Annotated in this window: 13 protein-coding genes; 7 read left to right on the top strand and 6 right to left on the bottom strand. The window is 43.1% G+C overall.

What is annotated here, in order from left to right; genetic code table 11:
• Positions 1–444 precede the first annotated feature (444 nt).
• Positions 445–1,602: a UDP-N-acetylglucosamine 2-epimerase gene (neuC, locus tag VR862_RS15400; protein WP_324721927.1), complete on the top strand. Its 1,158-nt coding sequence runs from the start codon at positions 445–447 to the stop codon at positions 1,600–1,602.
• Positions 1,603–1,932: 330 nt separating this feature from the next.
• On the opposite strand, the gene VR862_RS15395 is transcribed toward neuC, so the two are convergent.
• Complete coding sequence (locus tag VR862_RS15395; protein ID WP_324721926.1) at positions 1,933–2,088, bottom strand: GIY-YIG nuclease family protein; 156 nt, start codon at positions 2,086–2,088, stop codon at positions 1,933–1,935.
• A 110-nt stretch (positions 2,089–2,198) separates the two neighbouring features.
• On the opposite strand from VR862_RS15395, the gene VR862_RS15390 reads away from it, so the two are divergent.
• The 4 genes from VR862_RS15390 (at position 2,199) to asnB (ending at position 6,937) form a co-directional block, all read left to right on the top strand.
• Positions 2,199–3,182, top strand: a complete 984-nt coding sequence (locus tag VR862_RS15390; RefSeq protein ID WP_324721925.1) for a polysaccharide deacetylase family protein — start codon at positions 2,199–2,201, stop codon at positions 3,180–3,182.
• Positions 3,154–3,942, top strand: coding sequence for a formyltransferase family protein (locus tag VR862_RS15385; RefSeq protein ID WP_324721924.1), 789 nt, complete (start codon positions 3,154–3,156; stop codon positions 3,940–3,942). Before VR862_RS15390 ends, VR862_RS15385 begins: the two co-directional genes overlap by 29 nt.
• A gap of 312 nt (positions 3,943–4,254) precedes the next feature.
• The gene (locus tag VR862_RS15380) at positions 4,255–4,953 is read left to right on the top strand and encodes an acylneuraminate cytidylyltransferase family protein (RefSeq protein WP_324721922.1); all 699 of its coding nucleotides are present in this window, start codon (positions 4,255–4,257) and stop codon (positions 4,951–4,953) included.
• A 280-nt stretch (positions 4,954–5,233) separates the two neighbouring features.
• A complete protein-coding gene (gene asnB / locus VR862_RS15375) occupies positions 5,234–6,937 on the top strand; it encodes an asparagine synthase (glutamine-hydrolyzing) (RefSeq protein WP_324721921.1) in 1,704 nt (567 codons plus the stop codon).
• Between the two features lie 90 nt (positions 6,938–7,027).
• Here asnB and VR862_RS15370 read toward each other — a convergent pair whose 3' ends face one another.
• From VR862_RS15370 to VR862_RS15350, 5 genes are all read right to left on the bottom strand, one after another.
• Entirely contained in the window at positions 7,028–7,399 is a 372-nt protein-coding gene (locus tag VR862_RS15370; protein WP_324721919.1) for a four helix bundle protein, read from the bottom strand.
• 122 nt (positions 7,400–7,521) lie between these two features.
• Positions 7,522–9,993 (bottom strand): exopolysaccharide transport family protein, encoded by a 2,472-nt coding sequence (locus VR862_RS15365; RefSeq protein ID WP_324721918.1) that lies wholly within the window; start codon positions 9,991–9,993, stop codon positions 7,522–7,524.
• Positions 9,994–9,996: 3 nt separating this feature from the next.
• The gene (locus tag VR862_RS15360) at positions 9,997–10,746 is read right to left on the bottom strand and encodes a polysaccharide biosynthesis/export family protein (RefSeq protein WP_324721917.1); all 750 of its coding nucleotides are present in this window, start codon (positions 10,744–10,746) and stop codon (positions 9,997–9,999) included.
• Positions 10,747–11,173: 427 nt separating this feature from the next.
• Positions 11,174–11,872: an outer membrane beta-barrel protein gene (locus tag VR862_RS15355; protein ID WP_324721916.1), complete on the bottom strand. Its 699-nt coding sequence runs from the start codon at positions 11,870–11,872 to the stop codon at positions 11,174–11,176.
• A gap of 120 nt (positions 11,873–11,992) precedes the next feature.
• Positions 11,993–12,163: a hypothetical protein gene (locus tag VR862_RS15350; protein WP_324721915.1), complete on the bottom strand. Its 171-nt coding sequence runs from the start codon at positions 12,161–12,163 to the stop codon at positions 11,993–11,995.
• Between the two features lie 123 nt (positions 12,164–12,286).
• On the opposite strand from VR862_RS15350, the gene VR862_RS15345 reads away from it, so the two are divergent.
• Positions 12,287–14,155, top strand: a complete 1,869-nt coding sequence (locus tag VR862_RS15345) for an ABC-F family ATP-binding cassette domain-containing protein (RefSeq protein WP_324721914.1) — start codon at positions 12,287–12,289, stop codon at positions 14,153–14,155.
• A gap of 91 nt (positions 14,156–14,246) precedes the next feature.
• Complete coding sequence (locus tag VR862_RS15340) at positions 14,247–15,170, top strand: O-methyltransferase (protein WP_324721913.1); 924 nt, start codon at positions 14,247–14,249, stop codon at positions 15,168–15,170.
• The last annotated feature ends 84 nt before the right edge of the window (positions 15,171–15,254 follow it).

Raw genomic sequence — 15,254 nt, 5'->3', positions numbered from 1 at the left:
ATTACCCAAAATTTCCATCCGCGAGTCCCTAAAATCTAGGTGCCGAACAAAAAATTTAGTCAAATTTCCGTAAGCCTAGAGTTTTTTGGTTCTTTTTTGGGCGATGCAAATAAGAACAAACTCTTCTTGGGAAGGATCTATCGTAGCTAAATTTGCATATGTTCGTGACTAATCTTACACAGATTGCTTCGGCTTTGCCCTGCCTACGGCAAGTAAACTCGCAAGGACGCCTTCGCAATGTGGACTGTCATTGCGGGCCTGTGGAAAGCAGGCGTGGCCTTCCCTACCGGAAGGCAGAATCTGCCGTAGTTTACTCTACACATGATCGTGCCTAACCTACAACAGATGGCTTCGGTCCTTCCTCCCTCGCAATGACGTTCCACAACGACATTTTTAGTACTTTAGCCTAACCGATAACCAAGAACTCACAACTGAGAACCATATATGTCCAAAAGAAAAATCTGCGTGGTTGTCACTGCCCGACCTTCATACAGTCGGATCAAAACGGCTTTAACCGCTATTCAAGATCATCCTGACCTGGAACTGCAACTGGTGATCGCGGGATCGGCACTACTGGACCGATATGGAAATGCGGTTGACTTTATCGAAAGGGACGGTTTTCCTATCGCTGCCAAAGTATTTATGGTCCTGGAAGGAGAAAACCCCACTACCATGGCCAAGACCACCGGCCTGGGTGTAATGGAACTCACCAACGTTTTTTACAATCTGAGACCGGATGCCGTGCTGACCATAGCCGACAGATTTGAAACCATCGCCACTTCGATCGCCGCGGCATACCAGAACATCCCGCTGGTTCATGTCCAGGGAGGAGAAGTGACCGGCAGTATTGATGAAAAAGTAAGGCACTCCAATACTAAACTGGCCGATCTGCACCTGGTGAGTTCTGAAGATGCCCGGGAACGGGTGATAAAATTGGGGGAAGACCCTGAAAAAGTTATAAATACCGGCTGCCCTTCGATCGACCTGGCGAAAGATATAATTCACGATCCTCAACTTGACTTCGATCCGATAGAAAAGTACGGCGGGGTCGGCGAAAACCTGAACTGGAAGAACGGATATATTGTCGTTATGCAACACCCGGTCACCACCGAATATAAAGAGTCAAAAAAACATATTACAGAAACCCTCAAAGCCGTCAAAGCCCTGAACTATCCAACTTTCTGGTTTTGGCCAAACGTGGATGCGGGATCTGATGGGACGTCGAATGGAATCCGAACCTTCCGGGAACTTGAGAAGCCTCAGAATATCCACTTTTTCAAGAACATGAATCCCATTGACTTTTTAAAATTGCTGAAAAATTCCAAAGCTTTGGTCGGGAATTCCAGCGCCGGATTAAGAGAATGCGCGTACTTGGGAATTCCGGTAATTAACATCGGAAACCGCCAGCACAGAAGATGCCGTGCGGAAAATGTGACAGACGTGGATTATAACGAACAGGAGATCCTTGAGGCCACGAAGGAAGCCATTGAAAAGGAACATTCCGGTTCTTCAGAGATCTACGGAGATGGGAATTCAGGAGAGAGAATAGCGGAGATCCTGGCAACGGTGGAGTTGACGTTCAGTAAAACAATTACGTATTAGTGGAGAGAGGAAAGTGGAAAATAATCAGATGAATCCGGGATGGAAGGATTTGGCTGAAGAGTGGGAGTAACTTTCTCTTTATTGTGAGGTGCGGTATGTACTGAAAACGTCATTGCGAACCTGTCTGCCGATAGGTAGACGGAGCGAAGCAATCTGTTGAGGTTTACTAACGCACATGTTCAGAGTTAGCCGTAACAGATTGCCGCGCCGGCCTTTGGCCGTCTCGCAATGACGGTTCGCATTGGAGATCACCTTTTCCTTGTTCGCTCTGTTCCCGGCTTTTAATTTTTTCTCGTATTGTATGGCATCCCTGATATCTTCAAAAGCCCGCTAATAGACGAGTTGATCACAATTGTAACGGGAGGTGAAGGCTTTATAGAATTTCGTCTTATGCTGCTTTATCCTTTTCCTAAGGTCTGATGTCACTCCCACGTACAGCACAGTGTCGTTTTTATCGGTTAGGATGTAGGCATGAGAAGTACGCATACTTCAATTTAGGAAAATAGTGGCAGATTGCCACGGGCGCAAAAGCGCCCTCACAATGACGTTCACGAAGAGCATTTTTACTACTTTAGCTTGAACAGAAAACCTTTTTCATGCTCATCGTCTCCAACTACCATTACATCCGCGAGGACTTCACAGCAAAGCATCCCAGTATTTTTGGACTCACGCCGCGGCAGTTCAGAGAGCAGTTGGAGGAACTGGCAAAGCACGGCAGTTTTATTTCCCCGGAAGAACTTATTCAGCACAAAGAAAAGCCTTTCAAAAAGGACCTGATCCTCATTACTTTTGATGACGGGCTCAAAGAGCAGTATGAGCTGGCAAAACCCATCCTCGATAAAATGGGAATTCCGGCGGTTTTTTTTATAAACACTTCCAACTTCAAAGAACAGAACGTATCACTAGTGCATAAGATCCATTTACTGCGCTCACGGCTTTCTTCGGAAGACATCCTGCAGGAACTAAAAATAATCCAATCCTTGCCACTTTCAGAAAAGGACAGGCAAGAGGCCATCTCCCATTACAATTATGATGAAGAGCAAACCGCGCTCCTGAAATTTCTGCTGAACTTTAAAATGTCCCTGACGGAACAGGAAAAATTCATCTCTCCCCTTTTTGATGAAATGTTTGAAGAAAAGAAAGTGGCTTCGGAATTATATTTCGAGAAGAACATGCTTCAGGAATTAAATGATCTAAATATGCTGGGATCACATTCCCACCGGCATTTGCCTCTGGGGCAGCTTTCCGCAGAGATCCTTCAGAAGGAATTAAAAGATACACAGGATTTTTTCCGGAATAACTTCGGAAAAATGACAAAAACAATTAGTTACCCATATGGTTCTTATGAAGCAAGCCGGGGCATTTCCGAAGAAGTGGAAAAGGCGGGCTTTAAACTCGGATTCACCATGGAAAGGGCCGCTAGTAAAAGTCTGACGGAAGATTCCCTCCTGCTTTCCCGTTTTGACTGCAATGACCTGCCGCTGGGTAAAAATGATCTTTTTGAAGGACAACATATATTTACGAATCCGCGTTTGCGAAAATGGCACAACCATGAAAGTAGTTTTATTGACAAGCGATAGCCTGAGACATAGATATATTGCGGCCTCCATAGCGAACGAATTGGAGCTCGCATCGATCATTACTGAAAACAAGTCACCAAAAATTCAGGACACCTCTGCATATGGAAAAAAAGATGCCGAATTCCTGGCTGCCCATTTTAAGGCCCGGGCTGAAAGCGAGCAAAAGTTCTTTGGTGAATTCCGGGAATTTTCAAGGGAGATTCCGCTAATAAATGTGCCTCACGGCCAAATAAATAGTGACGAAGTCTTCCAGATCATTACCGATACCGACTCTGACCTGATCGTACTTTTTGGAACTTCCATAATAAAAGATCCCTTGTTAAGGCATTTTAAGGACCGGATCATCAACCTACACCTGGGACTTTCGCCTTACTACAAAGGTTCGGCCACCAATTTATACCCTTATCTTTTTGACGAACCCGAATGCATTGGAGCTACCATTCACCTGGCAACGGAAAATGTGGATGAGGGAGCTGTTTTATATCAGCTTCGGCCTGAAATAAGCGAAACCGATGACATGCATGAGATAGGGAATAAAGTGATCGATAAAGCAGGAAGGGTACTGCCGACTGTTCTGCGGAAATATTTTGAAGAACAGATCAAGCCTCAGCTGCAGTCGGGTGAAGGAAAGATATGTCGGAATAAAGATTTGACTCCCGAAACGTTGCAGAAAATCTACGGAAACTTTGAGCAGGAGATGATCGGGAGATACCTGGAAAAGAAGGAGAAGAGGGATAAGAAAAAACCAATTGTGCAGTAAAATTAGTTTGTTTGTGATTTGTGCTTTGAAGTTTTCCAATTGTCTTTCAAAATCAACGGAAGCCGACGGAAAAGCCGATGTAAAAGCCAATGCGGAACGTCATTGCGAGCGAGGCTGAAAGACGAGCGTGGCAATCTGTTGTGGTTTACTCTGCACATGATTGTGACGATCAACGACAGATTGCTTCAGTCGCGAATGCTCCTTCGCAATGACATTTCCAAACATACTATTGCGACCAGCTTTTTTACTACTTTAGCCTTGATAAGCAGAACAAAAACGGAAAACAGAGAACTGTAAACAGAAAATCGACAAATGAAAATTCTCGGACTCATCCCTGCCCGCGGGGGCAGTAAAGGCATTCCCGGCAAGAACATAAAACTGCTAAAAGGGAAACCCCTACTGCAGTACACGATCGAAGCGGCAGAAAGAGCAAATCTGCTCTCAACAATCGTTTTGAGCTCTGATGATGAGGAGATAATTATTTGTGCTAAAAAATTAGGATTAGAAGCCCCTTTTCAAAGGCCTGAAGAGTTAGCGGGTAACAGCAGCAGCAGTCTGGAAGTGATACAACATGCTATAAAATTTTTCTCAAAAGAAGCTGAAAAATTCGATGCGGTTTGTCTGCTGCAACCTACCAGCCCTTTTCGAAGGGAGAGGTTGATTGACGAGGCCATAGAAAAATTCATTGGGGGAGAATTCGATTCGCTGATCTCAGTAAGGGAAGTCCCTGCGGAATTCAATCCGCATTGGGTATTTAAAGAGAAAAATGGCAGCCTAAAGATTGCCACAGGAGAAAAAGAGATCATCAGCCGGCGACAGGAGCTGCCAAAGGCTTATTACCGGGATGGTGCCATCTACCTGACCAGAGCAGAAGTTCTCATGAAGCAGAATTCACTATATGGGAAGAAGGTCGGTTATATTGACACTACCGGAGATCCCTACGTAAATATTGACACACCTGAGGATTGGGAGAAAGCGGAGCGGCTTTTGTCAATGATCAGGGAAAAATAAATAATTATCAGATTTTTCCGCAGACTGTTTAGAGTTTACTATTGGTTTGTTGTTTTTAGTTTATTATCTGTTGTTTTGAATTTTCTGAATTTGTTTTTGGGCTTCCCGGCCGGCCGGCCGGCGGCTTTAGGGTGAGGGGCAAAACCAAAAAACGGTTGTGTGTTTTTCTTTTTGTTATCTCAAATACAACACTAAATTGGAATTTTGTGCTTGTTTATTGGTGCTTTTCATAGCTTTGAAAACATTATACAATATTCATTATACAATATACAATTAAGGAATGTGCGGAATAGCAGGTATTATCGGTTCTAATCTATCTGAAGCACAACTTCAAAAAATGCTTTGGGCACAGAAACATCGTGGTCCCGATCATACCGGCACCTACGTTGATCCAGGTTATGCAGCTCTCGGTCATAACAGGCTTTCCATTATAGATCTTTCCCCTCAGGCAAATGAACCTTTTGTAGATAATTCCGGCAGATACTACCTCAGCTTTAACGGGGAGATCTACAACTACAGAGAACTAAAGGAAGAGTTGAAAAGCTTTTACGATTTTAAAACTGCCTCAGACACGGAAGTGTTGCTGGCAGGCTACATGAAATGGGGAAAAGATTGCCTGCACAGGTTCAACGGGATGTTTGCCTTTGCCATTTGGGATTCACAGGAAAAGAAACTTTTTGCCGCCCGCGATCGCTTTGGCGTGAAGCCTTTTTATTATTCACAAACTAATGAAATTCTGTTTTTCAGCAGCGAAATAAAGACTCTCCAAAATGTTATTTTTGACACTTCTCCTAACCTGCAGGTTTGGGCCAATTATTTCAGTTTCGGCTCCTACGGAATGCCCCATCAAACTATTTACAAAAATATTCAGCAGCTGCCCGGTGGACATTACCTGGAATACTCGGATGGCAAATTAAAAATTGAGCAGTGGTATGATTTTGTCAGCAGGGTCAAAGATGTTAAAACCTTAAACTCTTTTGAGAATACCAAAGCAGAATACCTGGAGCTTCTAAAGGACAGCGTACAACTTCGATTCCGTGCCGATGTCCCGGTAGCCTTTAACATCAGCGGCGGAGTAGATAGCTCCCTGCTTCTCGCCCTGGTGAATATATTTGAAGATAAGCAACTAATAAATGCTTATACATTTTATACGGGAGATGAGCGATACGATGAACTGCCATGGGTGGAGCAGATGATCGCCACCACCCGAAACCCTTTGCAAAAAGTGCTTTTTTCAGCTTCAGAAGTGGAGGAAACTGCGCGACATATCAGCAGCTTACAGGATGAACCATTTGGCGGAATTCCCACCCTCGCCTACTCCGCTATTTTTAAACGAGCTCAGGCTGACGGAGTAAAGGTCTTACTGGATGGGCAGGGAATGGATGAACAATGGGCAGGATACGATTATTATCAAAACTCGGGCAGTACTATCCAGGGAACAGGAGGAAGGTCTCCTTTCCGCCCGAACGTCTTACACATGGATCTAAAGACCCTCGCAGAAAAACCGGAATATCCCAAATCCTTTAATAATGACTTACAAAATCTGCAGTACCGCGATCTATTTTACACTAAAATTCCGCGGGCCCTACGATTCAACGACAGGATTTCAATGACCTACAGCACAGAACTCCGCGAACCATTTCTGGACTACCGCCTGGTAGAATTTGCCTTCGCACAGCCGGAAGTATATAAGATCAACAACGGCCAGGGAAAACATCTCCTCCGGGAATTATTATCTGAGATGGCACCAAAGAAATTATCCTACGCTCCCAAACGCCCTCTCCAGACTCCGCAACGGGAATGGCTGGGACATGAATTGCAAAATTTTGTGGAAGAGCAGCTTCAGCAGCTTAAAAATTCTACTGTTTCAGAGTGGTTTAATCATAATGAAATTGAGAAGGAGTGGGATAAGTATTTGGCGGGGGATAATGGGAGTAGTTTTCATGTTTGGCAGTGGGTGAATGCTTCGCTGTTGCTCAGCTAGAGGGAAGTGAAGAGAGGAAAGAGGATAGTCTGTGAAAACACTTTCTTAGTAAATAGGGGAAAGTGGTGAGAGGATAGTCTTTAAAATAACTTATTTCTTTTTAGACTTCAGGTATCGTTGCAAGCTACTTATCATCTTTAAAATTTCAAGCAGCATGAGTCTGGCCTTTTTATTTTCTTCCTCTCGAATATACTTTCTCCTAAAAGCAACTGTGGAACAAGTCACACATTCCCTAACAGAATCAGCGGCTGCTTGAAGATATCTGTGGAATTGAGCATCTGTATCTCCAGAACCTTCGGAGGTATTCAGCGCAATAGATACAGCTGAACGGTTAAACTGGGAAGTTAGTCCGTAAAGCTCTTCCCTGGGAAACTCAGCAGTCAAGGAATAGGTGTAATCAATAAAATCCAGAGCTTTTTGATATACTTTAAGATCTTCAAAATTAAACTTCACTTCTTCCATTGGATCTTTATTTGGTTTGAACTTTCGCTTTCCTCTATTGCGAGCCACGTGAGAAAAGCTCCTTAAGGTACAGACTTTCCACTCTCCTCTCCCCTCTCTCCACTATTGCAGCAAAGCGAGAACTATTCGAAGTTGCGAAGAACCTCCCTCCACTTCTTCTTCCAACGCTTTTTCAAAGTATTATCTTCCTGTCCGTATCCTTTTCCGTATTGGCCGTAACCATAGCCATAACCGTAACCATAGCCGTAGCCATAGCCGTAGCCATATTTGGCCCGGTGAATAAAGTGGTTCAACACAAACGAGATATTTTTAACTTCGCCCTTGTTGTATTTTTCATTAATTACCTCCAGCATGCCCCGTTTTGTGTAATCCTGGCGGATTAGATATAAAGTAGCATCGGCATATTTGATGAGGTTAAGCGCATCGGCAACTACCCCGACCGGCGGGGTATCCATGATGATATAATCGTAGCGTTCTTTCAATTTATTCATCAGGGTTTCCATCTGCTCATTCATAAGCAATTCGGAAGGGTTCGGCGGAATAGGCCCTGCCGTTATCACGTCCAGGTGTGGCACCATACTGGGCTGAATAATATTTTCAAGAGACTCCTGACCAATTAAATAGTTGACTACTCCCACGTCGTTGTTGATCTTGAAATCATCAAAGATCTTCGGCTTTCGCAAGTCAGCACCCAGTAGCACGGTTTTCTTCTCGCTCAGGGCAAAAACCGTTGCCAGGTTCATGGCACAGAAGGTTTTCCCTTCCCCTGAAACAGACGAAGTAATAAGTACTGTTTTTGAGCCGGTAACACCTTGTTTTTTATACATAAACTGCAGACTGGATCGCAGTCCCCTAAACCCTTCAGCAATAGCGGATTTAGGTTTATTAAAAACTGCAAGATTGGTATCCATTCTGCTTTTCCCGATCATCCCCAGAATAGGAATTGGTGAAAGCCTCGTCACCTCCTGTGCGTTATGCACGTTTGTATTCAGGAACACCAGCAGGAAGACGAATGTAAGAGGAATCATTCCACCTACCATTAGCGCCATTACATAATTGAGCTGTGTGTTGGGTCCTATCTGTCCCCCACCGGTATCTTTGGCGGTATCGATCACCATCACATCACTTACGTTCGCCGCTTTAATGAGTCCGGCTTCACTGCGCTTTTCCAGAAACATATTGTAAGTGCGCTCACTTATAGAGTACTTACGTTGAATCTTAAGCAGATCCTGCTCTTCCTGTGGCAGTTTCCTTATCTCCCCTTCGGCCAGGGCAATATCGCGATTGATTTCCCTAAGCTCCCTTCTTAGCAGGTCCTGGGAGGAAGCCATATTCTCCAGTAAAACATCTTTTACTGCATTGATCTGCCGATCTATGTCATTAAAAACAGGAGAATTTTCCTGTAAGGAATACTCATATTTCCGCCGCTCTTCCGCCAAAGTAAGAATCCTTCCCACGCCACTAACAATACTTCCTTCAGCGATCCCGGCTACAGATGGCGCAGGCACATCGGAATAATCACTCCGTGTTTGCAGGTAATCCTGAAGGGTTTCGTAATAGGCCAGCTGCCGGGCGATATTTTCCTTGCGCACATCTAATGCTGTCAGCTTTGAATTCAACTGACTGCTTTCCGCAGAAATATCGAGAATGGAATTGGTGTTTCTGAAATTGTTCAATTCATCTTCCACCACCTTAAGCTCCATTGCTTTTACGTTAAGGGAACTGTCAATAAACCTGATTGTCTTGGTCGCAAAAAGGTTTTTTCGCTCCAGCATATTTTGGCTTAGCACTCTTACTGTGCCGTTGAGATAGTCAACTATTTCGGCTTTATTATCTCCTGTAAGAGAAAGATTTAATACAGAAGCCCCTTGTGACTGGGGACTTACAGAAACCCCTTTCCACCGTCCCACCGTTCCATCAAAGTGCTTAAAATGTACATAAAAGGGTTTATCTATTACGGGTGAAGTTTTTGTGGGAATGAGAGTTCCGCTGAAAAAAGGTAGATTTATTGGCTCGTTCAATCTGTATTCCCTCTCAAACAACCCATCTTCAACCACTACAGAAGAATATTCTTTTGTTCGGTAATTAAATACGGAAGTACTGCCTCCGGAAAAATTTGTGCTCAGGGTAAAGGTCTCAGGGTCCTTAAATCTGATGGTAAAGGTTTTTCCCTGAGCCTGAAAAGCTGCAGTATCAGCCACTACTTTAAAGGGTGTAAATCCGTAGGCATTCACCCGTTGATATTTCCCGTCCTGCTGATATCCAATATAATATTGAAGCCGCTCTACTACCTCTTCATTATGTGAGCGAGAGCGTAGAATAGTCATAGCAGTGTTAACCTTGTCGGAGGTACCGCCCCAGTTAAAGGTAAGACTGGTATTACTGGTAAAGAAAGGGTTCTGGTCGTCTTTAATGGAAATAGAATTTCCAAGTCTGTATACAGGAAGCTTTCTTACATTGTTATAATATGCTACCCCAACGCTTATAGCTATGGAAATCAAAATAAGCTGCCAGTAACTGAAAACCTTTAGTACAAAACCCTTAAAATCAAAGGTGGAGCCTACATCGCTAATGTGATCATCTTCATGTGCCATACGTCATCGTGTAAATATTAAAACACTACTAACAACTAATGCCAGAACGGAAGTTACGGTCCTGAAAACTTCCAGCCCAGTGGTACCAAGCCCAATCGTCTTTTGTGGTAGAGGATTTACTATGATGAGGTCGTTGGGTTGAATATAGTAATAGGGTGACCTCATAGCATCAATGGTTGTAAGATCTATATGGTGCCGCTTCTCCCCTCCCGGGTATTGCCTTACGATCACCACATCTGTCCTGTCCCCAAATTCTGAAATATCTCCTGCATTTGCAATAGCCTCCATGATCGTCACCTGCTCTTTATAGATCACCTGACTTCCGGATCCTATTTCTCCAATGGTAGTATATCTTATTCCTGCCAGCTTTACCGTAACAAAAATATTTGCCTGCTCTTTAAAATAATTCTCCAAAAGCGCTTTCTCAATTTTTTCTCTAACCTCATCAACTGTATATCCTAGCACATTTACCTCTCCCAAAGTCGGAACTCTTATGTTTCCATGAGCATCAACAAGAAATCCGTCATAGTAAAGTCTTTCTTCACCTGTAGCATTAGGATTCTCATCTCCAATAGGATTGAACATTCCCACTGCATCCTGATCGATCGCCTTAACCCGAATACTTAAGAGGTCATTTACCTGTATTATATAAGGCTTCTGGATCCTTTCTACTGTAATAATACTATCTGTTGTTGCCTCTGTTTCCTGAAGGTATTTCAACCTCTTTGTAGGCACACAAGAGGAAACGAACATTAACAAACTAACAATTGCAACTAAATGCCTGACACTCATTATGGATAAATAGGTATAGACAAATATAGGTTTTGAATGTTAATAATAAAATAATTGAAGCACTAGTTTGTTAAATGAAGTTAGTGGAAATACGATTTTAGAAGTACGGAGGGCGAAGTATGATTTTGTAGATGTCCAATGGGTATAAATTAATGAGAAGAGAGTCAGAGGAATAAAAGCCATTGGTCTTTAGCTATTGGCGGGGTTGGGTTTAAATTGCGAAATGTTATGTCCCCCGAACCACGTTTTTTTAGCGAAGGAGTATAACATCAGATGGTGGACTGGATTTTAATCACTGAGCACCTACCACAATAAAAAGTCTTGACTCTTGATTCTTGGCTCTTGTTTCTCTGAAAAACTGCCAACTTAGTACTGTGCACTGCTTACTTTAGTAACAGGCTCTCCTCCTTCTCTCGTTAAGACCGGGACCCCCTATTTTAAAAATAAGACTGACAATCACCTGATTTAGCCTAGAATCATTAAAAGCACCACGGTTAGCCCCACCCTGGTTTCCACCAAAAAGTTTGTTATCGAAGTCCAAACTCTGGACCTCTGGATCTGACAAAGAATGCTCATATCTTACATCCAGGCCGAAACGGCCAATTTCAACTTTCGCACCTACTTGAGCATTTATTGGGGTATTTTGAAAAACTATAAGAGCATTAGATTCATCTCCTTCAATCCGTGCATCAAGAACATTTGAATATACGGGTCCAGCATACAGATCGAGAGGACCCCAAATATTATATCCCACCATCATTGGAATAGTAAAAGTCTGCACCGAATATTCAGTATTTTCTTCTCTTTTAGGGATCTCAAATTCCTGGATTAAAGAATTATAAACCACCTCGGGACGAATGAAGAATTTGCCAAAGTTTACCTGCCCAAAAACCCCACCATGGAACCCAATTGCTCCCACACCTTCCGCAATCCCATCCCAATAGTTGAGAGTAGAGTCAAATCCTTCCACTTCTCCACCCATAGAATAATTGATTCCTCCTTTGAGTCCGTATTCGAAAGTAGTTTGAGAAAAAGCGGTAGAAGTAGCCGCAAAAATAAAAAGCAGGCCTAGCAGATAATTTTTCATAAGATTTGGAATATACTTCAAATTGGTATACAAATAAAAAGGATTTTTTTATATACGTCCAATAAATTGTCCAATTATAACGCAGGATTTAGAAAATAAGTATGTAAAGCGGGTTGCGAGTTATGTGTTGTGGGTTTTTTCTGTTGCAGGTAGGAGGAAAATGTTTGGTTCCAGTTGCACGATTTCAAGCTTGCGATTTTTTGAAGATCTCTCGTCATCAGGATTACCACCCCAACCTCCGGAAATGAGCCAAAGGCCAACAGCCAAAAGCCAACCCCTCTTTATCTTCAAATTTTCAAATTTTCAAATCTTCAAATCAAGTTTGGAATTTGGTGCTTGTAAATTGAAATTTCTCCCTTTAATTGTTATTGCTAATTGATCATTGAAATACCTACTTTTGCCAAAAATATCTGCGTGAATTATCTATCTGTTGAAAATGTAGCTAAAGCTTATGGCGAGCGGGAGCTTTTCTCGGGAATCTCCTTTGGGATCAACGAGGGGGACAAAGTCGGTTTTGTAGCCAAGAATGGAACAGGAAAAACTTCCCTGTTAAACATCCTTTCGGGGGCTGATATCCCTGATGCCGGAAAGGTAGTTTATCGCAAAGATATCACCACTGCTTTTCTTCCGCAGGAACCCAATTTGGATCCGAAGTTAACCGTAGAGCAAACTATTTTCGCTTCAGATAATGAGATCCTCAAGGTGATCGAACGTTATGAAAAGGCTCTTGAAAATCCTGAAGATGCCGATGTTTATCAAAAGGCTTTTGAACAGATGGATTCGCATCAGGCATGGGATTTTGAGACTACCTATAAACAGATCCTCTTTAAGCTGAAGCTGGAAGATCTGCACGCGATGGTCGGCAGCCTTAGCGGCGGACAAAAAAAACGTCTGGCGCTGGCTTCGATGATCCTAAATAAACCGGACCTAATCATTATGGATGAGCCTACCAACCACCTGGACCTGGATATGATCGAGTGGCTGGAGGAATTCTTCCGAAAGGAAAACTTCACCATCTTCATGGTGACTCACGACAGGTATTTCCTGGAGCGGGTGTGTAATGAGATCGTGGAACTGGAGGATGGAAACCTCTACACCTATAAAGGAAACTACTCCTACTACCTTAGCAAAAAGGATGAACGCGTTGCATTAGAGCAGACAAATACAGATAAGGCAAAACAGCTTTTTAAAAAGGAACTGGATTGGATGCGCCGGCAGCCGAAAGCCCGTACCACCAAATCCAAATCCCGGATTGATGATTTTTATGAGATAAAAGATCGTGCCTCAAAACGTCGCAATGACCATCAGGTACAGCTCGAGATCAATATGGAGCGGCTGGGAAACAAGATCGTGGAGTTCCATAATGTCTCAAAAAGCTTTGGAGATCTGCAGCTGCTGGACAAATTTAATTATAACTTTCAGCCGGGAGATCGTATTGGGATCATCGGAAAAAACGGTACCGGAAAATCCACTTTTCTGAACATCCTCACCGGCGGACTTCAACCTGACTCCGGAAAGATAACTATTGGAGAAACTATAAAGTTTGGATACTACACTCAGCGCGGAATTGAGGTCAAGGAAGGTCAGAAGGTGATCGACGTGATAAGGGAATTTGGAGATTATATCCCGCTGAAAAAGGGCCGGCAGATCTCTGCTCAGCAGCTGCTCGAGCGTTTCCTTTTTGACCGTAAGAAGCAGTATGATTATGTAGATAAGCTGAGTGGAGGGGAAAAGAAACGGCTTTACCTGTGTACGGTGCTTATTCAGAATCCGAATTTTCTAATTCTGGATGAACCTACCAACGATCTGGACATCGTAACCCTGAACGTGCTGGAAAATTTCCTGCTCGATTTCCCTGGTTGTCTGGTGGTGGTTTCCCACGACAGGTACTTTATGGATAAGATCGTGGATCACCTGTTCGTTTTCAAAGGCAATGCAGAGATCGAAGATTTCCCAGGAAATTATACCGACTACCGCGAGTACGAAGCGAGCCCCGAGAGCAAACCTGAAGAAAAGCCGGAAGCAGTTTCTGATAAAAAGTCCTGGAAAAAAGAAAGCAACACCGGCACCGGACTCACCTATAACGAGCAGAAGGAATACAACAAGCTCGAAAAGGAGATCCACAACCTGGAAAAGAAAAAGGAAGAAGTGCAGCAAAAATTTCTTCAGGATCTAAGTCCGGAGGAAATTGAAAAAACATCAAAAGAATTGAGCAAGATCGAAGAGGAGATCGAGCAAAAGACCGAAAGGTGGTTTGAGTTGGGAGACAAAGCCCTTGGCTAATTCCAGGTTCAATGTTTAAAGTTCAAGGTTGTGGCAGACTTGGAATTTGGTACTCGTATTTTGGAATTTTAAAAATCTTCATGATTAAAATATGATTCATCTCATACCAGCATATTTTGATTTTTTATTACGCTCCACCAACCAACATGGAGTGCATTCGCCGTTTGTTTATAGTCTGGTGACCAAATGTTTTTATGATAAAAAAAAATATCCCTCCTACTCTATTCTGAAGCAATACCGTCAATCTTTACTGCAGGACAAAAGAAAAATTAAATTAAAAGACTTTGGCGCCGGCAGCAGGGTCTTCACATCAGACGAACGGGAGGTGTCAAAAATGGTAAAAAACGCCGGGATTTCTCCCAAACGCGCCCGACTTCTGAATCGGCTGGTAAGGTATTTAGAAGTGGATCATGCCCTGGAACTAGGCACCCACCTCGGACTGGGAACAGCAGCCATGGCGGCAGGAAATGAGGTGAAGATCACCACCATTGAAGGATGTCCGGAAACTGCTGCAATAGCAGGGGAAAAATTTAATGACTTCAGAATCAATAATATTCAGCTTATCGTTGGGAGATTTGAGGATGTCTTAGAGAACAGGGAAAATTCCAAATTCCAAATCCCAAATCCCAATTCTTCTCCAACAGCAAATCGATCGTCCTTTCCTCAACCTTTTAAAGACAGTCAACCGATAACCGACAACTCACAACTGACAACCGACAACTTACAACTCAAAACTCCGAATTCCCAACTCCCAACTCCTAACTACGATCTAGTTTACATCGACGGTAACCATCAAAAAGAAGCGACATTATCCTATTTTGAAAAGCTACTTCCAACTATTCACAACGACTCTGTCATAATCTTTGACGACATCCATTGGTCAAAAGGTATGGAAGAAGCATGGGAAGAGATAAAGGCACATCCGAAAGTGAGAGTTTCTATAGATACTTTTCATTGGGGATTGGTATTCTTTCGCAGAGAACAGGAGAAGGAGCACTTTGTAATTCGGGTTTGATTGAGTTATAGCGACATTCAGAGCGCAGCTTTTTGCAAAGCGAATAATCTTTCGTATTCATTAGAGATTCCTCCTGCCGTCGGA

Origin of the sequence: Salinimicrobium aquimaris (genome assembly GCF_035607535.1) — a bacterium.
GTDB lineage: Bacteria > Bacteroidota > Bacteroidia > Flavobacteriales > Flavobacteriaceae > Salinimicrobium.
Note: the sequence above shows the minus strand (reverse complement) of the source record. Positions and strands in the feature narration are given on the sequence as shown.